We start from the raw sequence: 25,334 nt of genomic DNA on the forward strand, positions 1-25,334 counted from the left end.
ATAGAATTACTTATCGTAAATCGCTACTGCGACATTGGTTACAAGAAGATTTTTCTTACTTAAAGTTGAAATTTTATATACGATCGATTATCGATTGAGGACTAATCTATAAAGTCCTAATTAGATACAAGAAAAAGTTACAATTGCTGATCGGATACAAAATGTATTGTATTTAAAATCATCTTAGAAAAGTTGGTTATTGTTATCTAAACTTTCAGTAGCGGTGTTTAAAAAAGTTAGGGTGTAGAAAAAAATAATCTCTCTTTTTGTAAACAGGACAGACAATTTACGTGTTATTGGGGCTGTACACGCAAAACTCTTACGAGTTTCGGATAAATGTTTTTATTTATAAGAAATTTGTAATTTCAGTTACGATCAATTGTGTTGATTTGTTGTAAATAGAAACACTGAAATTTTTAATTTTGGCTATTCTTGGTTTGCAAAACAATACAACAATGTTCATTTTTATCACGGAAATATTTTGTAGTGGGAGACAATTACACTTCCGAGTTAAAATGTTTTCACGAAAACAATCGGAGAGATAACCAGACAGTCGGCAGTCTGCAACCATTATAGTTTCTTCTTTGAAAAGTTTAGGTTTTCTTATAAGAATTTCTCTTGTGTTATTTTCTTTTAAACTAAAAAAATATTGAATGGTCGCTCATAGTGTGTTCCAATTTATTCTGGAAGACACATATAACCTACAAGAACGTAAATTGACCTTTTTTGTGAATTCTTGGTATGCATTTATCGAAATGCACCCCCACATCGTATATGGTAAAAACGGATTGTCAAAGCCTATAAAATAGATTTATAAGTTTTATAAAAAACAACAATTTTGTACGATACAAGAAGAGTTGAGCAAATGAAAAATTTAGAATACAAATATAGTGATCGTACCGCTCTACACGCTAATTTTGTTGTTGTTAAAAAATTAGGTGTTTTAATTATGGGTAATCCTTCTATTGGAAAAAGCGAATTGACTCTTTCTTTGTTAGATCGCGGACATCAAATGGTTTGTGATGATGTAGTGGATATTACTTATAAGGATAACCAATTAATCGGTAGTTGTCCTTCTATTTCCTACGGGTATATTTTAATTTCAGGTATCGGAATAATCCATGTACCAAAGTTCTTTGGACCAAATTCCATTGTTTCACAATATGGAATTAGCCTAATAATTAAACTGATCAAACACGAGAAGAATCGTGTGATTGCAGACCTTTTCAATCCTATTTCTCAAAAAGAAAAAATACTAGACACTACAGTGCCTAGTATTATGTTTCCTATCTCCCGTCGAAGAGGAAATTTGCCCCTTCTGATAGAAATGCTTATACGCAACCAAAATTTAAAAATGAAGTGTTAAAAGAAACAATTTTTATGGTTCTCAAAAAAAAAACAAAAATTATTAATAAATTGGGTCTACACGCTCGGGCAGCCATAAAACTTACTAACGTAGCGTCTTGTTATCAAAGCACAATTTTAGTGCATTATAACAATCGTGTAGTCAATGCTAAAAGTCTCATGTGTCTTATGGTTCTTGCTGTCAATTGTGGTTCCGAAATTGAGCTTATTGTCACAGGGGAGGACGAAAGAGAAGCTATGGGGGCAATCGAAGATTTGATTAGAAATCGATTCGGTGAGGAAGAGTAAATAATTGTTGTTCTTCGCGGTCTATTCCATTGTTATTGCTAGTTGCGTTCTAAATAGCGAACGTTATAGAATCAACTTTACGAGATTCGTTTTCCAAATTTATTACATAACCACCACAAAATTCGGGAGAGAGACAATCCTAAAATTGCAAGATTTCTACTTTGTAGCTATTTTCCCGCAATTGTCATTTGTTCTATTAATATCGATCCGGTTTTTATATTGCCACGATGATCGACATCGTTAGCCACCGCTTGGATATTTTCGAACATTTCTCGCAAATTTCCTGAAATTACAATCTCTTCAACTGGATGTTGAATCATTCCGTTTTCAATCCAATAACCAAAAGCGCCTCTCGAATAATTGCCTGTTAATAAATTATCAACACCTTGATTCATCAATTCAGTGACAAAAAGTCCTGTTTGCATTTCTGCAAACAAATCGCCCAAACTCTTATTACCGGTAGTTATGAATAAATTAAAAACACCACCTGAGTTTCCTGTTGTTTTCATTCCTAATTTTCTTGCAGAGTACGTATCTAAAACATAGTGCATTAATACTCCATTCTGCACAAAATTCATTTTTTTCGTCTTAACACCTATACGATCGAAAGGCATGCTACCAAATTCTTCCAACAAATGTGGTTCTTGGTAAACAGAACTAAACTCAGGAAAAATTTTTCGATTTAGATGATCGCATAAAAAAGAAGTCTTACGATATATGTTTCTGCCTTGAATGGAGGAAACAAATAACTTTAATAGCCCTTTTGCGATCGGTGCATGAAAAATAATAGGACAGCAACGCGTTCTTATTTTTTTGGCTCCCAATCGGTGAATTGTTTTTTCTGCCACACGTTGAGCGAGAACATTAATAGGTAACAATTTATCGGGATTACGCGCTATCGTGTAGTCGTAATCGCGTTGCATCTGACCGTATTGTTCAGCAACTAAACTACAACTTATGCTGTGAATTGTAGAAGGGTAATAACCTAAGAACTCATGGGAATTGGTATAGATTCTAAAAGAATTATATGTATTTACTACAACACCGTCAGAATTTTTAATTCGAAAGTCATACTTCCGCGCGGCTGTTTCGCACTTTACAGCAAGATTGATTGCTTCTTCGGGAGAAGATAACCATGGATGAGCAAGTCTTAGATTGGGGTAGTTCATAGCCATTTCTCTTGAATCTTCTAATCCGGTGCAACGATCTGCTTGAGTAAATTGAGAAATGACACAAGCCTTATCGAAAGCAAACTTCATTTTTGTAAGAGATAAATCGGAAATGCTTGCGCTACCCACATGCTGTTGATGATAAACTGTGATATTCAGAGAGTTTTCTTGGTGATGCTCAATAGTCTCTACCCTTCCCAAACGAACTCCTACCGAAAAGCCTCTGTTTATGTTTACGCTAATTTCGACTTGATCTACTCTCTTCCTTGCGTAATCTAAGAGAAGCAAAAGGTCGGACTGTAGTTTTTTCTGAGTTTTTTTGCAGAAATAAACCGCCATACAATCAGTGTGTTCGTGTGCGACGATTTTCTTTTGGCGTTTTATCTGATGTTGCCAGTGTAGACGTTTCGAAAGAAGTTTCTTCTGGTGTGTGAATCAACGCCAATGCAAATACCTGATCGATCCATTTTACAGGATGGACTTTCAGACCATGAGTAACAGTCGTTGGAATCTCTTTCAAATCTCGTTTGTTGTCTTCCGGAAGAATCACGCATTTTATGTTTCCTCTTAGTGCGGCCAATAACTTTTCTTTTAGACCTCCAATTGGAAGTACTCCACCGCGCAAAGTGATTTCGCCTGTCATAGCAATATCAGCTCGTACAGGGATTCTCGTAATCGCCGAAACAAGGGCTATACACATTCCAATACCAGCGCTTGGACCATCTTTTGGTGTAGCTCCTTGAGGAACATGAATGTGAAAATCATGTGTTTGAAAATAGTCATCTGGAATACCTAACCTTGTAGATCGGCTTCGTACAACTGTAGTGGCTGCATGAATTGACTCTTGCATGACGCTACCTAAACGACCAGTGTGCAAGAATTTACCTTTTCCAGGCATCACTTGAGCTTCGATTGTCAAAAGTTCACCTCCAAACTCTGTCCAAGCCAAACCTGTCACTTGTCCAATTTGGTCTTTTTCCTCGGCCGACTCGAATCGATAGCGCTTCACACCTAAATACTTTTCCAAATTTCGGACAGTTATTCGGCGTCGTTTTCTCAAATTTTTCTTCTTAGATATTTTTTGTACTGTTAAAATTACTTTAACAACTTTTCGACACAATTTTGCAATTTCTCTTTCCAGAGCTCGCACTCCAGCTTCTCTTGTATAATAACGAATAATTTCGTAAGTCGCGTCTTCAGAAATGAGCATCTCTTTTCCCCTTAATCCCGTTAATTTAATCTGACGCGGAATTAAATAACGCCTGGCTATATTTAATTTCTCTTTTTCTGTATAACCTGCCAAACGAATAACTTCCATTCTATCCAGTAACGGCAATGGAATGTTAAGAGAATTTGCAGTGGCAATGAACATTACATCGGAGAGATCGTAGTCTACCTCCAGATAATGATCGCTGAATGCATGATTTTGTTCGGGATCCAAAACTTCTAAAAGAGCTGCAGCAGGATCTCCCCTGAAATCCGCCGCCATCTTATCAACTTCATCTAACATAAAAAGTGGATTGTGAACGCCAGATTTTGCCATCTTTTGAATAATCTTTCCGGGAAGTGCGCCAATGTACGTCCTGCGGTGGCCTCGGATTTCGGCTTCGTCTCGAATACCTCCTAAAGAAATTCGAACAAATTTGCGACCTGTTGCATTTGCGATTGATTGACCCAAAGAAGTTTTTCCTACTCCAGGAGGTCCTACTAAGCATAAAATAGCCCCCTTCAGTTTTCGCACACGCTGTTGTACGGCTAAGTATTCCAGAATTCGTTCCTTAACTTCTTTTAATCCATAGTGATCCGTTTCTAAAATTTCTTCGGCAAGTCGTAAATCTTTACTAATTCTGGCGCGTTTTCTCCAAGGAACTTGGATTAACCAATCTAAATAGTTTCGACTAACTGTCGCTTCTGCTGACATTGGTGGCATCATTTTTAATTTGTTTAATTCGGATAATGCTTTGTCTCTAGCTTCTAGAGACATACCGGCTTTTTTAATTTTTTCAAGCAATTGGTGTTGTTCATCAATAGGTCCGCCTTCTTCTAATTCGCCCAATTCTTGTTGAATGGCTTTTATCTTTTCGCTTAAGTAATATTGCCGCTGACTTTTTTCCACTTGCTGATGTACTCGACCTTGTACTCGTTTTTCCATTTCAACTAGATCTACTTCTTGAGCCAAAACTTTTTGTAAAATTTCCAATCGTTCTTTAATAGAGAGGATGGTGAGGATCTTTTGCCGAGAATCCAATTTAATGGTCATATGAGCCGCGATACTGTCGGCTAGACGCCCTGGATCATTGATGTTTATTAAGGAAGGCAAAAGCTCTTGAGGAATTTTTTTATTTATTTTTATTAACTGCTCAAATTGGCTGAGTACGGCACGAACCAATACTTGTACTTCCATTTTGTCTCCTTGTGCCACTTCCTCTTCTTTTAAGAACTGAATCTCCGCTTGTAGATATTTTTCTCTTTTTTCCAGACGAATCAATTTTGCTCTTGCTAATCCCTCCACTAGCACCTTAACTGTGCCATCCGGCAATCGCAACATTTGCAATACGGAAGCAATCGTTCCAATTTCGTAAAGATCTTTTTGTTCAGGGGAATCATTGTTAGCATCTTTCTGTGCGATAAGAAAAACCTTTCTGCTATCTTGCGATGACATAGCCATCTCCAACGATCCAACCGATTCAGACCGTCCTACAAACAAAGGAATCACCATATGCGGAAACACTACCACATCTCGCAAAGGCAAGACCGGCATTTCTATTTCTAATTCTAATTTCTCTCGTATTGTTTCTGCCATACTATGTATCTACGATGTTCTTGTTTTATTTTTTCTTAAATCTCTCTGAATATTCTATTCTATCTATTCGTCCGGTGACTCTCAATATTATGAAGCTCTATCCTACAGAAGAAACACCACCTTCTTTACTACCGCTATAAATAAAAGACGGTGGTGCCGTTTGATTGACAACAGCCGCATCGATCACCACCTTTTTTAAGTCAGAGACAGTTGGAAGCTCATACATCAAATCTAATAACGTGTGTTCTACAATAGAGCGCAAACCTCGCGCTCCTACCTTTCTTTGAATTGCCTTCTTGGCAATTTGCCTCAAAGCATCTTCCTGAAAAGAAATTTCTACACCTTCTAGTTCAAACAATTTACGATATTGCTTGGCTAGGGCATTTTTCGGTTCCGTTAAAATACGCACCAAAGCGTTTTCATCCAATTCCTCCAAAGTAGCGATGACGGGTAATCGTCCAACAAATTCTGGGATCAAACCGAACTTAATTAAATCTTCCGGTTCTGTTTGTTTAATCAATTTTGAAACGTTTGTAAAAGCGTCATTTATACGTATCTCTGCAGAAAAACCGATACTGCTTTTTCCTATACGATATTGAATAATTTTATGCAAGTCGGAAAACGCCCCTCCACAGATAAACAAAATATTGGACGTATCTACTTGTAGATACTCTTGTTGTGGATGTTTTCGTCCTCCTTGAGGAGGAATTGAAGCGACTGTGCCTTCGATTAATTTTAGTAAGGCTTGCTGTACTCCTTCGCCAGAAACGTCGCGAGTCAACGATGGACTGTCTGCCTTTCGGGCAATTTTATCGATTTCGTCAATATAGATAATTCCGGTTTTTGCTTTTTCAATATCGTAACTGCATTTCTGCAATAGTTTTTGGACAATGTTTTCCACATCCTCACCAACATACCCCGCTTCGGTTAATGTAGTGGCATCCGCAATAGCAAAAGGAACATCTAATATCTTCGCTAGTGTTTGGGCTAGAAGAGTCTTTCCAGAACCTGTTGGACCGATTAAAAGAATATTGCTTTTGTCGATTTCGACACCATCATAAACACTATCGTGTAGTCCTAATCGTTTGTAGTGGTTATATACAGCCACAGATAATACCTTCTTGGCAAAATCCTGTCCGACAATATGCTCGTCTAGCAATCGATCAATTTCTTCCGGAGTTGGAGGTTTTTTTTGTATATCGACAGATTGGACAATTTCTTCCTCACGAAGAATATCGTTGCATAAATCTATACATTCGTTACACACAAAAACACCTGGACCCGCAATCAATTTTCGAACTTGGTGCTGACTCTTTCCACAAAATGAACAATATAAAATTTTCGATTTCTCTTCTTCACCCATACATGGCCTCGCTACCCCATTCTGACATGGGGATCAAAACTACTTATTTCAATGTTTAGAGTTGTGTTCCTTCTCGTTCCTCCGTAATTATCGAATCAATTAAACCGTACTCTAGAGCTTCTTTTGGAGTCAAAAAATAATCGCGATTGGTATCCTTTTCAATTGTTTTAAAGCTTTTTCCTGTGTGTCTCGCCAAAATTTCCGTTAACTGATTGCTTACTCGCTTCGTTTGGTTGGCGTGGATTTGAATATCAGTTCCTTGTCCTTGATACTCTCCAAGAACTTGGTGAATCATCATCGTAGAATGCGGTAGGCATTGTCTCTTACCACAAGAACCTGCCGCAAGAAGTAAAGCAGCAGCGCTGGCTGCTTGACCGAAGCACAAAGTACGTACGTCACATTTCACAAACTGTATAGTGTCATAAATTGCCATTGTTGAACTTACAGATCCTCCTGGAGAATTTATGTAAAGATTAATTTCTTTCAAAGGATTTTCTGATTCTAAAAAGAGCATTTGTGCAATAACCAAATTGGCCATATAGTCTTCAATTTGACCGATCAGAAAAACGATTCGATCTTTTAGGAGACGCGAATAAATATCGTAAGCACGTTCTCCTCTTGCAGTCTGTTCAATCACCATTGGAATTAAGACATTCATTAGACGACCTCTTTATTGTGTTCTTGTTAGAGCGTTTCTTTGTACGATACATTCATTCGTCGTTCTTCAATTTCAATGTTTGCTTGGAAGAAAAATCGACGATATTGCGAGAACAATCATCTTCTTCTTGCGAAAATGAAGATGGTTCTGTTCAGATTTAGAGATGAAGAAAATCCATTTTTCTTGGTCTGTAGTGTTGTTTAAATAAATCTGGCTTTGCATTATAACGTTCAATTGTTCGGCAAATAGTGTACGCGCTGCAAACGTTCTTACTTGTACAAATGGAATTTTCAAAAGCAGTTGTTCAACTTGTTTGAGTTTTTCGATTCCTTAATTTTCCGATCTCTATATAAGTTCAGAAGAAGTTTTTGCCAAGTTTAAAATTGGTTTTTTGCTCTAGTGGCTTTGTTTTCAAAGACACAAACTTTCTTGATTTTTTCCACCGTGATTGTCGATGTTATTCCAATACTTCCGGTTAGTATACGATACCTTTTCATTTTCTATTTCTGTTTTAACTTCTGATTCTTTAACGTTTCTAAAATTAGGGCAGACAATATGGATGCGAGAGGAGAGATTTGAACTCTCACAGGAATTTTCCTACCGGACCCTAAATCCAGCGCGTCTACCATTTCGCCACTCTCGCTAGAATCTTGTTAGTTGTTTGTGAAGTTTGTTCTTGTTGTATACAACATAGGAAACTTATTTCTATAAGAAGACAATTCAATTTCCTTTTACAGAGACTTGCAATATTCTATCGAGGAAAAAGTCTTTTATGCAACAAAACTTGTCTTTCGTTTGTTTCATTAAGAAAATTCGGAGTTGTATTCCTACAAATCGGATTGACACAGAAAGAAAATGTTTTCACTATAAATAATATCGTTTGACTGTTTTGAAAAGCCAACTTTTCATATAGAAAAAATACTATCCGATTCTTAATATCTTTCCGGTGACAGCATCTCGAATTTCGGTAGGTCGTGCGGAAGATCCAAGAGGTCCTTTAAGAATGACATCAATTTTATCACCAAACGTTTCTTCTAAGGTTTTTATATCCTGTATGGGTGAATTTCCTTCAAAATTGGCGCTAGTTGAAATAATGGGTTTTCCAAAATAGGAACAAAGCAGTCTGGATAGCGGATGAGCAGTAATTCGAATAGCAATAGTGGTATGGCATCCGTGTATCCAATACGGTGCTGTAGATTTTGTAGGAAAAATCCACGTAGTAGGACCAGGCCATGTGCTGAAAACTCGAGACAATCTTTTGGGATCTAAAGATCGAATCAGAAATTCTGCTTGCTTCCACTCTGAAGCAATTAGAATAAAACCCTTTTTGATTGAGCGGTTTTTGAGGAGAAGCAATTGAGTAACAGAATAAAAATTAAAAGGATCGCATCCAAGACCATAGACGGCTTCAGTGGGATAAGCAATTACTTTTCCTCTTTTCAAAGCTTCGGCAGCTTCTTTAACAGATCTTGTTATCATTTGTGTTTTTCTACATGCAAAGCAGCCTGAAGCTTTTCGTCTGCGCTTTTTATAAGATTTTGGATTTCCGCTCTCTTCGCTCTCAATTTTTCGGAAATGGTCGAATTTCCGATCGCAATAATTTGTGCAGCCAAGAGAGCGGCGTTTTTGGCTCCGGCTTTTCCGATAGTAGTACAAGCGACAGGAACCCCTCCAGGCATTTGAACAGTAGAAAGAAGAGCATCTAGTCCACCCAAGTTATCGGTAGCTATAGGAACTCCAATAACAGGCCTGATGGTATACGAGGCTACAGTACCTGCCAGGTGTGCGGCGAGTCCAGCGATCGCAACAAAGACAGCGCATCCTCGTTTCTCAGCTTTTTCAACAAAATTTCTAGTGGCTTCCGGAGTTCGATGAGCAGAACAAATACGGGCTTCAAAAGAAATATTTAGTGATTTTAATTCAGTAAAAGTTGTTTTTGCAATCGGCAAATTGTTGTTAGAACCTATTAGAACAGCGACAAAAGATTTACTCATCCGAAAAATTTCTCCTTTTTTGCAAAATAAGGTTTCGAAAAATTGCAATTTTTTTGGGCGCATACTTCTTCTACTCCTCGAGTTTTCGTTTTTTTTATCAACAAGATAGGCCAATGGCATATAGGACACTCTTGAGAGAGTGGCGCATTCCAAATTGTATAGTTGCAATTTGGATATTTGGTACATGAATAAAACATTTTTCCTTGACGAGACTTTCGTTGTAAAAGAGTACCTTCGTTGCATTTGGGACAGATAATTTTTGTATCTTTGGGTTTTTCCAACGATTCTATGTAGCGACAATTCGGATAATTGCAGCAACCAATAAATTTTCCGTAACGTCCGATTTTGATGACAAGATTAGATTGGCATTCCGGACATTGCCGATCTTTTTCGATGAGTTGTTTTGAAGAACTTACAGCAGTATTCTCTACATTGAGAGTGTAACTACAACTAGGATAGGCAGTGCATCCGATGAAACGCCCCTGTTTACCTAGTCGAATAGATAATTGGGATTCGCATTTAGGACATTTTCTATCAATTTTTTCTTCTACTACATCGCTACGTTTAACAGTACTGTTAACAACATCAACAAGGTTTTTGAAAGGAAACCAAAAGTTTTCCAATACTGAAGTCCAAGATTTCTCTCCTCGAGAAATACTATCCAATGCGTCTTCTAATTTTGCTGTGAACTTATAGTCTGTATATTTGGTGAAGTAATGAGTCAAAAATTGATTAACAACGCGGCCCATATCTGTGGCAACGAAGTATTTTCTGTCGCTCATTTCAACATACTTGCGATTTTTCAATACAGAAATAATATTTGTGTAAGTAGAAGGACGTCCAATATCATATTTTCCCAGTTCCTTAATCAAACTCGCTTCAGTATACCGAGACGTAGGTTCGGTAAAGTGTTGTGTACTTTTAAAACTACTAATGGCAACAGCTTGTTTCTCTTTCAAAGAGGACAATATTTTGTATCTCCTTTCGCTGTCTGATACTTCACTACTGTCAGTTTCTCTATAAACGGTGATGTAACCTGATTCGGCCGTAGTGGAATGGCTGGAACGAAAACAAATGCCGGACGCCACCAGATCAACAGCAATTGTATATAAAATAGTGTCGATCATTTGGCAAGCAACTGTTCGTTTCCAAATTAAGGCGTATAATTTCAATTGGTCGTTTGTTAGATATTTTTGTAAATTTTCGGGAAGTCGAAAAATTGAAGTGGGTCGAATAGCCTCATGTGCTTCTTGAGCATTCTTAGATTGATTTTTATAGATACGTGCTTCTTTTGGTAAATTTTTTTGTCCATATTTTTTACGAATAAATTCTCGAATTGTTTCTATAGATTCCGGAGATAATGTGACGGAATCTGTACGAATATAAGTAATGAGACCTATTGCGCCTTCATTTTCAATTTCAATACCTTCGTACAATTCTTGAGAGATTTTCATAGCCTTAGAAGCGGAAAATCCTAATTTTCGTATAGATTCTTGCTGCATTGTAGAAGTGATGAAAGGCGGAGGAGGACTGCGTTTACGTTTTTTCTTGATGATCTTGTTGACTGTAAGTCTTCCATTGGAAGATTTTTCGATATTTCTGGAAACATCTTGCATTTCTTTTTCTAGAACTATAGAAAATTTCTTAATCTTTCTGTTTTGGAACTCAATTAATTGGGCATCAAAATTTTGTTTCTGAAACCGAAAATACGCATGTAGAGTCCAATATTGTTGACTTTTGAAATTTTCAATTTCAATTTCTCTTTCTACAATCATACGTAATGCAGGGCTTTGTACGCGACCTGCAGAAAGTCCTGGTCGAATTTTTAACCATAATAACGGAGACAAGTTAAAACCAACCAAATAGTCCAATGCACGTCGCGCTTGTTGTGCGTTTACTAAATCCATCAGGATTTCACGCGGACTTTTCATAGCTTTTTGTATGGCTTCTTTGGTAATTTGATGAAATGCAATTCGGGAAAATTTTTTGTTTTTTAGAACATTTTTAGTATCCAATACTTGTTTTATGTGCCAAGCGATCGCTTCACCTTCACGATCCGGATCTGTGGCTATGAAAAAATTTTCACAATGTTGTAAAACTTTTTCGATAGCTTGCATATAGCAACTGTTTCGTTCTATTTCTTGATAATACATTTTAAAATTATTGGATGGATCTACGCCTTTCTTAGGAATTAGATCGCGAACATGTCCATAAGAAGACATTACTCTGAAGTCTTTACCCAAATATTGGGCTATTGTCTTGGCTTTAGTAGGCGATTCGACTACTACTAAAGATTGTATCGTCATTACCCCTTCAACCCTATTCGAAAGAAATTTATGAGTATGGGAAAAGTATTCTTAATTAAGTGTACAATGTTTGCGTCTTCTTAAAAAGAAGAATCGGGAAGGTTTTTATTATCAAACAGAAATCGACTTAATTGCGATGAAAAATGGTAAATGATGAACGAAATAACACAAATACTAATCAACTGCAGTTTAATTTTTCGGATATGTTAGAATTTCCTTTGTACAAGAAAACAAATGATGGATAAATCTATATCAAAAATCGAAATGATAAAAATGATACACTTTTTTGTGGAAAGAAGGCCGTAGGATAGTTGTGTCTCTTAATATCGTCTTTGCTGGAACGTCTTTATTTTCTGTACCGATACTTCAAGCGCTAATAGAATCCAGAAAGCATCGGATAGTTGCCGTTTGTACACAACCCGATCGACCAGCAGGTCGTGGACGAAGAACGATACAGAATCCTGTTAGGGATTTTCTAGCTGCATCTCAAAAAATAAACATTTTTCAACCTATATTATTTAAAGAGGAAGAAGAGAGAGAAATAAGAAATTTGAAAGCCGACATTATGATAGTTGCGGCTTATGGATTATTTCTGCCTAATAAAATTCTATCTGCTTATCGATTTGGATGTGTTAATATCCACGCTTCTCTTTTGCCTCGGTGGCGGGGAGCTTCTCCTATTCAACACACTATTTTATCGGGAGATCAAAAATCAGGTATAACTATCGTACAAATGGACGAAAGATTGGACGCAGGAGATATTCTGGCGCAGAAATCTACTTTTATCAAAAAAGAAGATACAACCGGAACTCTTTGTAAACGTCTTGCAACACTTGGTTCCAGATTGTTAATGAATATCTTGGATAGAATTGAATCAGGAACTACCGTTCGAATAATAAAACAAAACACCAACCGCGTTACTTATGCTCCTAAAATCCAAAAAAAGGACGCTGAGATTGATTGGAATGATTCCGCTATCAATCTGGAAAGACAAGTACGTGCATTCAATCCACATCCTATCGCTTTTACTTATTTTAAGAACCAACCACTCCGAATTTGGAAAGCAGAAGCTCTTTTGGAAAAAGCTCTTTTGGAACCGGGTAATATAATTCGATTACATCGTAAGGGATTGGATGTGGCTACCGGCGATGGTGGGATTTTACGTATTCATCAGCTGCAGTTTCCCGGAAAACGTACCCAAATAGCTTGGGATTTTATCAATGCCTATTGGAAAGAATTGCATCCAGGACAAACTGTTTTAGGTTGAAGTACATGCAAAATTTGCAGGATACAAAAAGTTTATTATATCAAATTGTAATACAGTCATTATGCCAATTTAGTAAGTTTTGTATGGTGAATTTAAATAAATTTTGGTCAATCGGAGAAATTTTTTCTTTTGAGGTTTTCTCCTATTCTTTGTTTCTCTTGAGGGTACAATCCATTTTAGAGGAATTTTGGAAATTTGACTATTTTTTAGAAGTCAGATGGGATTATTTTTCTTGTTTTTCTTATAGTGAAACTTTTTAATGTTCTAAAATTGAGAATATAGAAAGAAGACGGTATTCTACGTCGGAAAAAGTCTTTAGATTGAATCTTTTCTTTAACTGAAAAACTCCTCGAGTTTTTTGTACACGAAAGATTTGTGCTTTAGGTAATGGGTAAAGCAAAAACGCTTTTGAACAATGAATACATGTAAAACAATCGTCACTCTTGTCGCCGCTATGGATAGAAATCGTGCTATTGGCTATCGAAATCGTCTGCCATGGCATCTGCCCGCTGATTTGAATCACTTCAAATCAGTTACTTTGAGACATTCAATAGTTATGGGTCGTAAGACCTTTGAAAGTATTGGTAAACCAATGCCTTTTCGCAATAATGTTGTGATTACCCGGAAAGAAAGTACCCTCATTAGAGGGTGTGTTGTTTTCCATTCCTTCGATGAAGCCCTGGACGCTCTATCGGGAAAATCTGAAATTATGGTTATCGGAGGAGGAGAACTTTTTAAAGAAGCTTTACCGAAAGCGCGTAGAATGGTCTTAACAATTATTGAATACGATTTTGAGGGGGATACTTATTTTCCTATTTGGAATGATAAAGAATGGTTTGTCTCTTCCAGAGAAGACCATATGTCAAATAAAGACAATAATTTCCGCTTTAGTTTTTTAGAATTAAAAAGAAAATAAAACAAACAGCGTCTTATATAGTTTTCAACTGCATCTTTAAAAACTTCATTTCTATTATAAGAAAATTTATAAGAAAATTGATTATTGATTGAAGAATTACCGAGCAACATGTATACAAAAATACAGTATCGGTAATGGAAGCATTTCTCTTTCTTTTCTTAAAAAAATTCGTATCTCTAAATAACGAAACATCTATATGTATGATTCTCATATATTCGAGCAAGGGAAATGCGATACAGAACAAGAAGAACGACAAGAGACAACAAATCTTTGTTTGGTCTCGAGTTCTAACGCGGTAAGTTGATGACCCCACGAACACCCCGTATCCAATGCATAACAATTGGGAGTATTGCACTTTCCATTGAGTGCGGACCAGTGGCCAAAAAAGATGTCGATTTGTCTTCTGTCAGACTGTTTCCAGTTCCAATTGAACCAAGGCTGAAGATATTTTCTCGTATTTTTCGTATTCGTTATTTCAATTTTTTTCAATACAACTCCCCCTTTTTCGTCACAAAAACGCATACGTGTAAACACATTAGTAATGTACCGAAGACGATCTTGTCCCACAAGACTATTACTCCATTGAGAGGGTTCGTTTCCAAACAAGCTTTTGAGAAAATCCTTAAAATATATTCCCTGTAAAGCGGACGATACTTCTCTAGAATATTGAAGACTGTCTGCTATAGACCATTGTGGAGGTAATCCAGCATGTACCAAGAGCACGCGATTTTTTTTTTCGTAATGAAGTAGAGGAAAACACTGCAACCATTCTAAAAGCTCTATTTTATCTGGAGTTTCCAGAATATCATGTAAAGTATGCTTATAAGAATTTTCTGAAAGAAGTCCATAGCCCAAAATTAGCAGAAACAAATCATGATTACCAAGGACTACCAATGGTGTATCAAGAGATTTGACAAACCGCAACACCTCAAGGGAATTAGGACCTCGATTAACGAGATCCCCTACAAAACCCAACCGATCTTGAGAGGGATCAAACCGAATCACATTCAACAACGCTTTTAATTCGCGAAAACACCCATGAACGTCTCCAATAATATATGTACTCACTCGTTCATTTTTTGCTCAATTGAAAGTATTTGGACTTAAAAATAACCCACAACTCGACAGGCATTGCGCCGCAATTATACAATAAAGTGCGTACAGGAAACAATGATTTTTTAGAACACAAAACAGTACGTGATAAAATTTGACGCAAAACATGAAGAAAAATGTGTGATCAGTTTGGTAGCGTAAAGAAAACAACAAATTCTTTTTGCAATATTAAGGAAAGTCCAAAAATTTTTAGTGTTGATAAAATTTACAATTGTTTTATAGCAGTACTAATTTTCATAAAATCTTCCCTTCCTAATTCTTGAGGGCGTGCTTGCGGATTAACATCAATTGCATCCCATTTTTTGATAGATACTATTTTTTTCAACGCGTTAGAAATTGTCTTGCGACGATAAGTGAATGCTTCTTTAACAAGAACGTTAAAGAAATTTAAATTTTTTAAGATTGTAGTGTTCATTTTTCGTGGAATCAATCGAATGAAAGCTGATTCTATTTTGGGCGGGGGAAAGAAAGCGCTAGGAGGAACGCTAAACAATAAAGTACCGTCGCAAAAAAACTGAGTCATAACGCTTAAACGACCGTAATTTGTGTTGCCTACTGAAGCGATCAATCGTAATGCAACCTCCTTTTGGAGCATAAAATGCATATCTTTAATGCATTCAATATGAGCAAATAAGCGAAAAAGTAGGGGAATCGAGATGTTATAAGGTAAATTTCCAACGATACGCAGTGGTGCATGCATATGTTCTAAGGAGGAAAAACTAAATTTCAATACATCTGATTGGTAAATCACTAAATTTTGAGAAGAATACTGTTTCTGCAAAAGAGCTACGAGATCTCGATCGATTTCTATCAGAATTAATTTGATACACCTGTTTATTAGAAAACCAGTTAATGCTCCCTGACCGGGGCCAATTTCTACTATCACATCGGTTTTTTTAGGATGTACGTCTTTAATGATTTTCTGTAAGACAGTGCAATCTTTAAGAAAGTGTTGACCAAAACGTTTTCGTGGTGAACTAGGCCTATTCATGAAATCTTTTGTGCCAGTTCGATTGCTCTAATTAGGCTTGTTTCATTAGCTACACCAGTTCCTGCAAGATTGAACGCCGTCCCGTGATCTACAGAAGTGCGTATGTAGGGCAATCCTAGTGTCATGTTTACTATATGATTAAAATTTAAAGCTTTAATTGGTGTTAATCCTTGATCGTGATACATTGCCAAAATGGCATCACAACTTCTAATTGCTAGGGGTGTAAATGCGGTATCGGATGAAAATGGACCTGTAAGAGAAAAACCCTCTCGATTAAGTAAATCCATAACAGGGATTATCGTTGATAATTCTTCTTTTCCTAGGAGTCCTTGCTCCCCCGCATGAGGATTTAGCCCACATAAAGCAATGATTGGCGTTTCAATTAAGAAATATTTTTTCAAACCTGAATGCAAAAGGCGAATACATTTTTCTAAAGATGATTTGTTAACTAAAGCGGGGACCTGAGACAAAGGAACGTGTGTCGTATACAATGCTACTTTTAAATCATCCGCTACGAAGAGCATTACAGTGTTTGTCACATTTGCATGTGTAGCTAGCCATTCTGTATGTCCAGTAAAAGGAATACCCGCATCGTTTATAACTGTTTTGCTTACCGGGCCTGTCACCAGAGCTTTGAAAGCTTTAATTAAACAACCATCAGCAGCAACTTGCAGTGTTTCTAAAACATATTCTGAATTTTTAGGATTCGGTTTTCCCATTATGGAAAGCTCTTGCAGCGGAACGTGGTGTATCTCTACATTATCGGGAATCCTAAGACCAAGTGCTTTTGCTCTTTTTATTAATAAAGTGCGATCGGCAACAACAACAAAAGATATTGGAAGTTTTCGTTGGACCATCTTTATCACAATATCTGGTCCGATTCCTGCAGGTTCCCCTGGTGTGATAACAATAGGGTTTTTCATTAGAAATGAATACAGATACAGATATAAGACAAGCAACGCAATTGTCTTAGCCATTGTTGTAGTGCTTTCGCAAATTTTTTCTGATAAGCAACTTGCTGAATTTTTTGATCGTTAATTATATTTTGAGTTTTCTTTCCGAGAAGTTTGATAAGATGAAACCCATTGGGAGCCTTTATCGGACCGGTGATATCATTAGATTTCATTTTTTTAATGGAATTTATAAAGAGTTTGGGAAGATCATTAATCAATCGCCATCCGAAGTCGGTTCCAGAATAGACAGACATCTCAGATTCAAAATTTAATCCCCCATTAAGTTTTTTTAATATTGAATAAGCTTTATCCTTTGCGTAATTAATTTGATTTTGAGTAGGATTTTCGGGTATTGCAATCAATATTTCAGCTATGTGGTAACAAATGGGAGTAGTAGTTTTTTGGTATTTCCTTTGGGCAGAAACAGCATCTTCTTTGTTAAGAACGATGTTGTTTGCCACCATTTGTCGTTCTAGTTTGGCAATAAGCAATTGCTCTTTTATTTGATTACGAAACTCTTGATAAGATATATTTTTCTGGAAAACTTTCTTTTTGAGAGTCGATTGGGACAATTGATTTTGGGATGCCATATTGGCAATAACTGTATTTACTTCCTTACTGCTGACTCTAATCTTGACCGTTTTGGCTAACTGCAATTGCAATTTCTGATAAATCAGTTGATCCATTGTTTGTTTTCGAAAGATTTTTTCATTAGGTATAGGGATGTGGTGTTGAATGAATTGTTGTTTTGCACTTGCTAGAGCGCGATTGAATTCACTTTGTGTAATGACTTCATTATTGATTACCGCGACGATTTGATCAAGTAATCTTTCTCGTACAGTGGAAATACCCGGCTTATGAGAGAAAGATTGCGCTGTACCGACGGTACTATTGATCATAAGAAGCGACATTACAATAAATTGAGAAATTCTTCTCAAAACTGTTTTTTCTATAGTACTTCGCATGGAAAGAAAAATCTCTTTTTTCCTCTATTAGAGGAAGATTCCAAAATCTTCTAAATTTTTTTATAAACCAAAATTAAAAGAGGTAGAAAGGTGCTTTTTTAGATATTCTCAAGGAGATTATTGATTGAGTCAATACCTTCTTCCCATTCGCCGGTGTTAGTTTTGTAAATAAAACCATATTGTGTATCGACAATGTTTGATTGGTAGGATTGTAAAGCTACTCTCTTAATTGCATGCAATATACTCAAATGGCAGTATAGAGAAATCATACTATGAGAACATCAGAATTCACGTGTGCGAGTTTATAATAGAGAAGATTGTCGATTCAATAGAGTTTCTCCGATAACGGACGAGAAATAGAAGTTGTACGATAAGTAACAATTTTTAGAGGGAAGAATATGTTGTTTTTCAATCAGACACATGAGTAATGAGATTTTAGACTAATAGAGTTTTTGATTTTTTTGGATCGAAAATCTGTGAAATTAGATGAAAAATTTGGATAAAGAGTTTGATAGAAAATCACAGTAGGAATTCAAGCTGTCAAATAGGATTGAACTGCCAATGTGATCACGTCATAAATCAATAATGATTTCGGACGATCATTTAAAATCAAACAACGCACGTTCGTTGAAAAAGGATTGCGTTTCCTGCTGTATATTAATTTATTGATACCTTATTTCGGCAATTCTTGTAGAGAAAGAAATTGTAGTGGGGAAAAACGAGAAAGCTACAAACTAAAATACTATAAATTTCTTCCCGGATCATTCGTTTGTTTAGGACCGATTTTCTAAGTATGCGAGGTAAAATTCTTGCCTGTTGTTTGTTTTCTTATTCCGAGACAGATATTTGTAAAGGTTTATCACAATATTGGTCTCGAAGAGATTGATGGTATGTCTTTATCTAACAACAGAGAGGTTTCCTTAGCTACAAGAGAGTTTTTTATGGAAATTCTGATTCTCCTTTGATCATCGAGAATATGGTTATAAGTTGCAATATCCAGAAATCCTTAAGACACAGCTGTTGCCTCGATGGGAAGTTTTAGTAAATTTTCTTATAATCTCGAACAATTTATAGATTTTCCGAAAGAGGAGAATAGTGATTTGAAAATAGCAATTGCTTGTACGTCTTCGTTACGACATTTACCGAAGGAAATAATTTTCATTTTGCTGTAATGTCGGAATTGTAGAATATAAAAAGATGTATGTGATTCTCATAAAGAAAAACTCCCGCAAAAAATTAGAAAAAACTAGACTTCTCTTTTCAGAAGAAAAGATTTACACGAATTTCGAAAGAGCATTGGATGAGGCAATGGAAAAAACAGTAGATAACCATTTTCCAATTTCTTCAATTTCCTTATGGCATACTTGATGCCCCATTGTATAGTCGTGCCATTCCACAAAATGGCCTATCTGACTCAAAATTTGGAAAGTTTTCTCTCCTACAGAAGACGGCAAGATAAGATCTGAATTGCCGTGGGCCATGAAAATAGGAGTTTTTTTGTGGAGCGTTATATTTTTTTTCTTCATTATTCGATTTGCGAGAGGAAGGTAAGTTGATAGAGCTACAATTCCTGCAAGCGGATTTCTATACTGAAGTCCAGTATAAAGGGCTACAGCACCTCCTTGAGAAAATCCTGCAAGAACAATACGACAACTTGGAATACCTTGGGAAATTTCTTCTTCAATCAGTTGATTAACAGACCTTTGGGCCTGCGCTATGCCATCTTCATCTTCTTGTGTAAAGTCGATAAGGCTGTAAATATCATACCAAGCGCGCATCTGCACTCCGGAGTTTATTGTTACTGGTCTCATTGGTGCGTGGGGCAGTATAAAACGAAGATGCAAATCTTTTGGTAAGACTAATTGAGGTATAATGTTGGAAAAATCGTAACCATTAGACCCTAGACCGTGTAGCCAAATCACGCTACCTACAGCTTTTTTGATTGGAGGTATTGTGACATGTTCTACAGCATTATTCATCACAATGTAATATTATCATTAGATGACAAAAAAATCCTCTTACGCTTTTACTCTTTAGTCGTTTGTAGATCTTAGAATCTTTTTCTTTGTCGAAAGAAATTACAAACTAATAAAGTTTTTTAATGATAGCAACAAGGATTTGTAAAAAATTTAAATTGAGAGGTTTTTCGCAAACTTTGGTTTAATCTCTTTTTCGGTTTGTGTATCTGTCCTTGATCACTCAAAACAAATCTGTTTTACTAAACAAAGTTCTCGTAAAGTTTTTGATATGATGAAAATCATTAGTTTTACAAAGATGCATGGATCGGGTAATGATTTCGTAGTGATTGACGCTACGAAACAGCATTTCGAAATGACAACATCTCAGATTCAAAAAATGGCAGACCGCCATTTGGGAATTGGTTTTGATCAGCTGTTGGTCATTGAATCTCCAAAAGTTTGGGCTACAGATTTTCATTTTCGTATTTTCAACTCTGATGGAAGTGAAGTAAGTCAATGTGGAAACGGTGCTTGTTGTATTGCCCGTTATCTTTATGCTAAAAAAATTGTGAAACGCAAATTTCGAATTTCTACTTTGAAAGATACTTTGGAACTTAAAATTCAATTCGACAAGAAAATTTCTGTCAAAATGGGAGTTCCGAGATTTAATCCAAGCGATATTCCCTTTATTGCGCATAGAATTAGTAGCTTCTATCATATAGAAGTTGACAACCAAAAAATAAGATTGGGTGTAGTTAACGTTGGAAACCCGCATGCGATAGTTCTAACGGATGTGTTAAATACGTTTCCAGTCCTTAGACTTGGTGCCCAATTGAGTACTCACAAGCGTTTTCCCGAAGGTACGAATGTAGGGTTCATGCAAATTATCGATCCGAAAAAAATTCTTCTACGTGTATACGAACGTGGATCTGGAGAAACTTTATCTTGTGGCAGTAACGCTTGCGCGGCAGTAGCGGTAGGTCGATGTTCAGGTTTACTCGGGGAACAAGTTGTTGTTAAACAACCCGGTGGGAGTCTTTTCATTAGTTGGCAAGGTCCCTTAACTCAAACAATTATGGTGGGTTCAGCCGATATCATTTTTCATGGAGAATGGTCAATGTGAATAAAATCTTTGCGCGTTCTTTGGTTTGTTATAGAACCCGCAATATGAAGTTTGGAGAAATTTGAAGTGTTTTGGGTTTTTTGATAAGTGGCAGTAATAATTTACTCAAGCAAGGAGTCTCTTTCGTAAGTTTCCTCTATGATTTACTTTGATAAAATGAAAAAAAGTGAAGAATATATGAATAAAGAACAAATAAATCGTTTTCATAGAATTCTGCTCCAATGGAAAAAACAACTTATGGAAGAAGTTGATTCTACAGTAGTTCATTTAAAAGAAGAAGCTAATTTATGTGCAGATCCAATAGATTGCGCTAGTCAGGAGGAGGGATTCAGTTTGGAACTACGCGCTCGTGATCGCGAACGGAAACTTATTAAAAAAATTGAGCAGTCTTTAGACTTAATTGAAGAAGGATCGTATGGATATTGTGAAGATTGCGCTGCAGAAATTGGAATTCTTCGTTTAGAAGCACGTCCTACGGCGAGTAAATGTATCGACTGTAAAACTTTTGAAGAGATTCGGGAAAAACAGTCCGGTGGATAAACTTTTTATTCGTAACCTTAAAATATCTGCTCAATTAGGTGTTTTACCGCATGAAAAAGCGTCACCACAGATAATTGCTCTCGATGTTTTTTTGGGTATTGATAGTAAATTGGCCTGTTTCTCAGATGACCTTAACTTTACCGTCGATTATGCAATGGTTCGAAGAAAAATAATTAAATTCTTTAGTGATCGACGGTTCGATTTGGTTGAAACTTTAGCAAATCGGTGTGTTGATTTTCTTTTTTCTCAATTTACTACAGTGCATTGGATACAATTGTGTGTTACGAAATTATCAGTGTTTGATGACACTGACGGTGTTGGAATCGTTGTGGAACGTAAACGAAAAGTTTCTTGATTGGTTTATAAATATGATTCCACGGAAAGAAGATTTTTCATTGTAGTTTTGGAAATTTTGTAGCTGATTGTGCGGAAAGTTTTGAATGTTTCTAGAAATTAGACAACAACAACTTTTGTTGTAGATCTTATCGAGATAAAGCGAATATTTAGTCGTTTTTAAAATACAAGTATTGGATCGGGCGGGTAAAATCTATAAAAAGAACAATAGGGTTTATAACGATGAAAATTTCTCTTGTTGAAAAGTTGAAAAATCTAAGTCTTCGTTACAGTGAAATCGCTACACTACTAAGTGACCCTCGTATAATAGACAACAAAGACCGGTATCGAGAATTAGGAAAAGAATATATACAAATAGAACCGGTTGTAAGATGTTTTCAATCTTATGAGAAAAATGATGCAACCATTAAGTCAGTTCAAGAGATGAATGCAGAGGAAGACTGTGAATTTAAAGAATTGATTGAAGAAGAATTAAAACAGCTGACCGCTAGAAAGAATATATTAAAAAACCAATTGAAAATTCTCTTAATTCCAAAAGATCCTAACGATGAGAAAAATATTTTTCTTGAAATTCGTATAGGAACGGGAGGTAATGAAGCGGCGGTTTTTGCGGGTGATTTATTTCGAATGTATGCGCGCTATGCGGAAAAGAAAGGGTGGTGTATGACTATAGTTTCTGCTCATGAAGGAGAGTATGGTGGATTTAAAGAAGTGATTGCGCGTATTGTTGGAGAAAGAGTGTATTCTCAATTGAAATTTGAATCTGGAGTGCATCGGGTACAACGAATACCAACAACAGAATCGCAAGGACGTATACATACTTCTGCTTGTACAGTAGCAATAATGCCTGAGGCAGAGGTAATTGATGAGATCAAGATTCTTCCAACCGAGTTGCGTATTGATACTTTCCGTGCTTCTGGTGCCGGTGGACAGCATGTAAATCGGACAGATTCAGCGATTCGCATTACACACATTCCTACTGGCATGGTGGTCGAATGTCAAGATGAGCGATCGCAACACAAAAACAGAGCTCGAGCAATGTCTCTGTTGCATTCAAAATTATTAATTGCGGAAAGATCAAAGAAAATGCGAGAACAAGCCATAAAACGTAGATTGCTTGTTGGAAGCGGTGACCGTTCTGCAAGAATTCGTACCTATAATTTCCCGAAAGGTCGAGTTACTGATCATCGAATTAATTTAACTTTGTATCAACTCGATGCGATTATAGAAGGAAATTTGGATTTCATCGTGGACCCTTTAATTCGAGAATTTCAAGTAGAACAGTTATCTGCACTAGGCAATTGATGAAGAGAATACGTAGTGATTAGTAAAGAGAATGATCTTAATCAAAGAGATGATCAATAGAGTAACGCAAAAACTAATGGGATTTTCAGAAACTGAAAATCTAGACGCTCAAATATTGATAGGCGCAGCGCTAAAAAAATCACGTACTGAATTATTTGTTTGTTCGAACATGGTGTTAACCAAAAAGCAACAAGAGCGAATAATGCGATATGTAGAACGTCGAATTTCTGGAGAGCCTATCGCTTATATTTTAGGTACAAAAGAATTTTGGTCTTTAAGATTAACTGTAAATCCAGATGTGTTTATCCCTCGTCCAGAAACAGAACTGCTTGTAGAGAGTGTATTAAATCTTTTTCCAAAAAGTGAAAATATTCGACTTGCTGATTTAGGAACAGGATCAGGTGCGATTGCTTTAGCTCTTGCCTATGAATGTCCGCTCTGGAGAATTGACGCTGTTGATAATTCGTCGAAAGCCCTAAGAATAGCTAAAACTAATGCTGAGCGCTATAAGATGAAAAATATCAATTTTTATTTAGGGGAATGGTGTAAAGCCTTACCCAAACGTAATTATCATGCAATTGTAGGAAATCCTCCCTATATTTCTGACAAAGATCGACATTTTCAGAAATTAAAATACGAACCATGGGAAGCGCTGTCCGGCGGTCCAGACGGAATCTCAAAAATTAGGACTATTGTTAAAGAAACCCCAGAATATCTTAAATTTGGAGGATGGTTATTACTGGAACATGGATTTGATCAATCTAAAAGACTTTTTTCCCTTATGAAACATGCTGGATACCAGAAGATTAGAAATTACAAAGACCTGTCGGGACTACCAAGAATAATTGCCGGAAGAACAGCTCTGAGTTAGACATCCGCTTATTTATTTGCGTATGGCTATAAGAGATTTTGTATTGCGACTCTTTTACTTCTATATAGATAGTTTATTTTTTTCGAACTATCCTATTCTTGCCATATTTACGAAAATACTTTTCCAATATGTTCCAATATGATTATTATTAATCTGTACAATCTTTTAGAACGCTGCATAAAACAAATTTTCTGTTTAGCAATAAAAATGTGATGAAATTCTATATCAACTTGCTTAGGATGAAGATACAACCGCACGGTGTTTTCAAACGAAGATGAAATATAATACGAGATTATCGTGCAGATCTTTCGAAACCCTCGCTATGAAAATTCGATAGAAACAGAAAAACACCCCTCTCCTCTCTTTCGAATTCCTACAGGCTAGATTGTATAAGTAGCTGTATTGTGATTTCATTCCGCAGTGATTTTAGCCAAACCATATGCTTAAGAGAATTGATAAATTGTTTTTTCTGTTATAACTAAATCTAATGGAATATCCCACCTTTCTACAGGAATTTTGTTAATTCTTTGGCATTCATAAGACACACCTATTAATACCGGTTTTTTTAGGTATTGATTTTTCAATGACTTTAAAGATTGATCGTAATGTCCACCACCACGACCTAATCGATGACCTTTCTCGTCAAAAGCGACTAGAGGCAGAAAGATCAAGTCAAGATTATTTAGATAAATAGATTTTTCCTGAGACACGTCGGGTTCTTCAATATCAAAATGGTTTTTGACCAGAGTATTTCTCGTATAGGAATAAAAAATCAAACATTGCTTATGTAAGACAGGCAAATAACAGTTTTTTCCCATTTTCTGCGCTTTGGTAAGAACGATATTAATGTTCACTTCTCCATTATACGCTTTATAAAACGCGAGATTTTGACTTAAATTGAAAAAGTGCAATGTTATTATCTTTCTACAGATCTGTCGAGACGCACTAGTCCTCTCTCGGAGAGAAAGAGAGCCACGACGACGATTGAAGAGAACGCGTAATTTCTCCTTGTGAAAACTCATCGACCGTACT

22 protein-coding genes and 1 tRNA gene are annotated in these 25,334 nt (G+C 36.4%); 9 read left to right on the forward strand and 14 right to left on the reverse strand.

The window, feature by feature from the left end; translation table 11 throughout:
* Positions 1 to 865: 865 nt before the first annotated feature.
* A complete protein-coding gene (locus EGQ50_RS01110; RefSeq protein WP_159747820.1) occupies positions 866 to 1,366 on the forward strand; it encodes an HPr kinase/phosphatase C-terminal domain-containing protein in 501 nt (166 codons plus the stop codon).
* A 14-nt stretch (positions 1,367 to 1,380) separates the two neighbouring features.
* Positions 1,381 to 1,653: an HPr family phosphocarrier protein gene (locus EGQ50_RS01115; protein WP_159747822.1), complete on the forward strand. Its 273-nt coding sequence runs from the start codon at positions 1,381 to 1,383 to the stop codon at positions 1,651 to 1,653.
* Between the two features lie 167 nt (positions 1,654 to 1,820).
* On the opposite strand, the gene pmbA is transcribed toward EGQ50_RS01115, so the two are convergent.
* The 8 genes from pmbA to topA all read right to left on the reverse strand — a co-directional run bounded on the left by pmbA (position 1,821) and on the right by topA (position 11,946).
* Positions 1,821 to 3,161 (reverse strand): metalloprotease PmbA, encoded by a 1,341-nt coding sequence (gene pmbA, locus EGQ50_RS01120; RefSeq protein WP_159747824.1) that lies wholly within the window; start codon positions 3,159 to 3,161, stop codon positions 1,821 to 1,823.
* Between the two features lie 4 nt (positions 3,162 to 3,165).
* Entirely contained in the window at positions 3,166 to 5,625 is a 2,460-nt protein-coding gene (gene lon, locus EGQ50_RS01125; RefSeq protein ID WP_159747826.1) for an endopeptidase La, read from the reverse strand.
* 97 nt (positions 5,626 to 5,722) lie between these two features.
* Entirely contained in the window at positions 5,723 to 6,988 is a 1,266-nt protein-coding gene (clpX, locus tag EGQ50_RS01130; protein ID WP_159747828.1) for an ATP-dependent Clp protease ATP-binding subunit ClpX, read from the reverse strand.
* A gap of 55 nt (positions 6,989 to 7,043) precedes the next feature.
* Positions 7,044 to 7,646 (reverse strand): ATP-dependent Clp protease proteolytic subunit, encoded by a 603-nt coding sequence (locus EGQ50_RS01135; RefSeq protein WP_159747830.1) that lies wholly within the window; start codon positions 7,644 to 7,646, stop codon positions 7,044 to 7,046.
* Between the two features lie 560 nt (positions 7,647 to 8,206).
* A tRNA-Leu gene (locus EGQ50_RS01140) sits at positions 8,207 to 8,289 on the reverse strand.
* 278 nt (positions 8,290 to 8,567) lie between these two features.
* Positions 8,568 to 9,125: an L-threonylcarbamoyladenylate synthase type 1 TsaC gene (gene tsaC / locus EGQ50_RS01145; RefSeq protein ID WP_159747832.1), complete on the reverse strand. Its 558-nt coding sequence runs from the start codon at positions 9,123 to 9,125 to the stop codon at positions 8,568 to 8,570.
* On the reverse strand, positions 9,122 to 9,640 hold the full coding sequence (purE, locus tag EGQ50_RS01150; RefSeq protein WP_159747834.1) for a 5-(carboxyamino)imidazole ribonucleotide mutase: 519 nt from the start codon (positions 9,638 to 9,640) through the stop codon (positions 9,122 to 9,124). The genes tsaC and purE overlap by 4 nt, the downstream gene beginning before the upstream one ends.
* The gene (gene topA, locus EGQ50_RS01155) at positions 9,637 to 11,946 is read right to left on the reverse strand and encodes a type I DNA topoisomerase (protein ID WP_159747836.1); all 2,310 of its coding nucleotides are present in this window, start codon (positions 11,944 to 11,946) and stop codon (positions 9,637 to 9,639) included. The genes purE and topA overlap by 4 nt, the downstream gene beginning before the upstream one ends.
* A 313-nt stretch (positions 11,947 to 12,259) precedes the next feature.
* Between topA and fmt the strand changes: the two genes are divergently transcribed.
* Entirely contained in the window at positions 12,260 to 13,213 is a 954-nt protein-coding gene (gene fmt, locus EGQ50_RS01160) for a methionyl-tRNA formyltransferase (RefSeq protein WP_159747838.1), read from the forward strand.
* 415 nt (positions 13,214 to 13,628) lie between these two features.
* Positions 13,629 to 14,129 (forward strand): dihydrofolate reductase, encoded by a 501-nt coding sequence (locus EGQ50_RS01165; protein WP_159747840.1) that lies wholly within the window; start codon positions 13,629 to 13,631, stop codon positions 14,127 to 14,129.
* Between the two features lie 207 nt (positions 14,130 to 14,336).
* Here EGQ50_RS01165 and EGQ50_RS01170 read toward each other — a convergent pair whose 3' ends face one another.
* The 5 genes from EGQ50_RS01170 to EGQ50_RS01190 all read right to left on the reverse strand — a co-directional run bounded on the left by EGQ50_RS01170 (position 14,337) and on the right by EGQ50_RS01190 (position 20,130).
* Complete coding sequence (locus EGQ50_RS01170) at positions 14,337 to 15,197, reverse strand: symmetrical bis(5'-nucleosyl)-tetraphosphatase (protein ID WP_159747842.1); 861 nt, start codon at positions 15,195 to 15,197, stop codon at positions 14,337 to 14,339.
* Positions 15,198 to 15,447: 250 nt separating this feature from the next.
* Complete coding sequence (rsmA, locus tag EGQ50_RS01175; RefSeq protein ID WP_159747844.1) at positions 15,448 to 16,233, reverse strand: 16S rRNA (adenine(1518)-N(6)/adenine(1519)-N(6))-dimethyltransferase RsmA; 786 nt, start codon at positions 16,231 to 16,233, stop codon at positions 15,448 to 15,450.
* Positions 16,230 to 17,156 (reverse strand): 4-hydroxythreonine-4-phosphate dehydrogenase PdxA, encoded by a 927-nt coding sequence (gene pdxA, locus EGQ50_RS01180; protein ID WP_159747846.1) that lies wholly within the window; start codon positions 17,154 to 17,156, stop codon positions 16,230 to 16,232. The genes rsmA and pdxA overlap by 4 nt, the downstream gene beginning before the upstream one ends.
* Complete coding sequence (locus EGQ50_RS01185) at positions 17,156 to 18,151, reverse strand: SurA N-terminal domain-containing protein (protein WP_159747848.1); 996 nt, start codon at positions 18,149 to 18,151, stop codon at positions 17,156 to 17,158. Before EGQ50_RS01185 ends, pdxA begins: the two co-directional genes overlap by 1 nt.
* Before the next feature lie 1,274 nt (positions 18,152 to 19,425).
* Entirely contained in the window at positions 19,426 to 20,130 is a 705-nt protein-coding gene (locus EGQ50_RS01190) for an alpha/beta hydrolase (protein ID WP_159747850.1), read from the reverse strand.
* 271 nt (positions 20,131 to 20,401) lie between these two features.
* Between EGQ50_RS01190 and dapF the strand changes: the two genes are divergently transcribed.
* The 5 genes from dapF (at position 20,402) to prmC (ending at position 24,302) form a co-directional block, all read left to right on the forward strand.
* The gene (dapF, locus tag EGQ50_RS01195; protein WP_159748445.1) at positions 20,402 to 21,232 is read left to right on the forward strand and encodes a diaminopimelate epimerase; all 831 of its coding nucleotides are present in this window, start codon (positions 20,402 to 20,404) and stop codon (positions 21,230 to 21,232) included.
* 138 nt (positions 21,233 to 21,370) lie between these two features.
* Complete coding sequence (gene dksA / locus EGQ50_RS01200) at positions 21,371 to 21,772, forward strand: RNA polymerase-binding protein DksA (RefSeq protein WP_159747852.1); 402 nt, start codon at positions 21,371 to 21,373, stop codon at positions 21,770 to 21,772.
* Positions 21,765 to 22,127: a dihydroneopterin aldolase gene (gene folB, locus EGQ50_RS01205; protein ID WP_159747854.1), complete on the forward strand. Its 363-nt coding sequence runs from the start codon at positions 21,765 to 21,767 to the stop codon at positions 22,125 to 22,127. Before dksA ends, folB begins: the two co-directional genes overlap by 8 nt.
* Positions 22,128 to 22,348: 221 nt before the next feature.
* On the forward strand, positions 22,349 to 23,431 hold the full coding sequence (gene prfA / locus EGQ50_RS01210) for a peptide chain release factor 1 (protein ID WP_159747856.1): 1,083 nt from the start codon (positions 22,349 to 22,351) through the stop codon (positions 23,429 to 23,431).
* A 31-nt stretch (positions 23,432 to 23,462) separates the two neighbouring features.
* Positions 23,463 to 24,302 (forward strand): peptide chain release factor N(5)-glutamine methyltransferase, encoded by an 840-nt coding sequence (gene prmC, locus EGQ50_RS01215; protein WP_159747858.1) that lies wholly within the window; start codon positions 23,463 to 23,465, stop codon positions 24,300 to 24,302.
* A 443-nt stretch (positions 24,303 to 24,745) separates the two neighbouring features.
* On the opposite strand, the gene EGQ50_RS01220 is transcribed toward prmC, so the two are convergent.
* Positions 24,746 to 25,324: a 5-formyltetrahydrofolate cyclo-ligase gene (locus EGQ50_RS01220; protein ID WP_159747860.1), complete on the reverse strand. Its 579-nt coding sequence runs from the start codon at positions 25,322 to 25,324 to the stop codon at positions 24,746 to 24,748.
* Positions 25,325 to 25,334: the final 10 nt, after the last annotated feature.

This window comes from Coxiella endosymbiont of Amblyomma sculptum, from assembly GCF_009883795.1.
Taxonomy (GTDB): domain Bacteria; phylum Pseudomonadota; class Gammaproteobacteria; order Coxiellales; family Coxiellaceae; genus Coxiella.

What these genes read in the sequence shown, in the direction of transcription:
- EGQ50_RS01110 (WP_159747820.1), top strand. Translation starts at nt 866, where the DNA reads ATGAAAAATTTAGAATACAAATATAGTGATCGTACCGCTCTACACGCT.
- EGQ50_RS01115 (WP_159747822.1), top strand. Translation starts at nt 1,381, where the DNA reads ATGGTTCTCAAAAAAAAAACAAAAATTATTAATAAATTGGGTCTACAC.
- pmbA (WP_159747824.1), bottom strand. Translation starts at nt 3,161, where the DNA reads ATGGCGGTTTATTTCTGCAAAAAAACTCAGAAAAAACTACAGTCCGAC.
- lon (WP_159747826.1), bottom strand. Translation starts at nt 5,625, where the DNA reads ATGGCAGAAACAATACGAGAGAAATTAGAATTAGAAATAGAAATGCCG.
- clpX (WP_159747828.1), bottom strand. Translation starts at nt 6,988, where the DNA reads ATGGGTGAAGAAGAGAAATCGAAAATTTTATATTGTTCATTTTGTGGA.
- EGQ50_RS01135 (WP_159747830.1), bottom strand. Translation starts at nt 7,646, where the DNA reads ATGAATGTCTTAATTCCAATGGTGATTGAACAGACTGCAAGAGGAGAA.
- tsaC (WP_159747832.1), bottom strand. Translation starts at nt 9,125, where the DNA reads ATGATAACAAGATCTGTTAAAGAAGCTGCCGAAGCTTTGAAAAGAGGA.
- purE (WP_159747834.1), bottom strand. Translation starts at nt 9,640, where the DNA reads ATGAGTAAATCTTTTGTCGCTGTTCTAATAGGTTCTAACAACAATTTG.
- topA (WP_159747836.1), bottom strand. Translation starts at nt 11,946, where the DNA reads ATGACGATACAATCTTTAGTAGTAGTCGAATCGCCTACTAAAGCCAAG.
- EGQ50_RS01165 (WP_159747840.1), top strand. Translation starts at nt 13,629, where the DNA reads ATGAATACATGTAAAACAATCGTCACTCTTGTCGCCGCTATGGATAGA.
- rsmA (WP_159747844.1), bottom strand. Translation starts at nt 16,233, where the DNA reads ATGAATAGGCCTAGTTCACCACGAAAACGTTTTGGTCAACACTTTCTT.
- pdxA (WP_159747846.1), bottom strand. Translation starts at nt 17,156, where the DNA reads ATGAAAAACCCTATTGTTATCACACCAGGGGAACCTGCAGGAATCGGA.
- EGQ50_RS01185 (WP_159747848.1), bottom strand. Translation starts at nt 18,151, where the DNA reads ATGCGAAGTACTATAGAAAAAACAGTTTTGAGAAGAATTTCTCAATTT.
- EGQ50_RS01190 (WP_159747850.1), bottom strand. Translation starts at nt 20,130, where the DNA reads ATGAATAATGCTGTAGAACATGTCACAATACCTCCAATCAAAAAAGCT.
- dapF (WP_159748445.1), top strand. Translation starts at nt 20,402, where the DNA reads ATGAAAATCATTAGTTTTACAAAGATGCATGGATCGGGTAATGATTTC.
- dksA (WP_159747852.1), top strand. Translation starts at nt 21,371, where the DNA reads ATGATTTACTTTGATAAAATGAAAAAAAGTGAAGAATATATGAATAAA.
- prfA (WP_159747856.1), top strand. Translation starts at nt 22,349, where the DNA reads ATGAAAATTTCTCTTGTTGAAAAGTTGAAAAATCTAAGTCTTCGTTAC.
- prmC (WP_159747858.1), top strand. Translation starts at nt 23,463, where the DNA reads ATGATCTTAATCAAAGAGATGATCAATAGAGTAACGCAAAAACTAATG.
- EGQ50_RS01220 (WP_159747860.1), bottom strand. Translation starts at nt 25,324, where the DNA reads ATGAGTTTTCACAAGGAGAAATTACGCGTTCTCTTCAATCGTCGTCGT.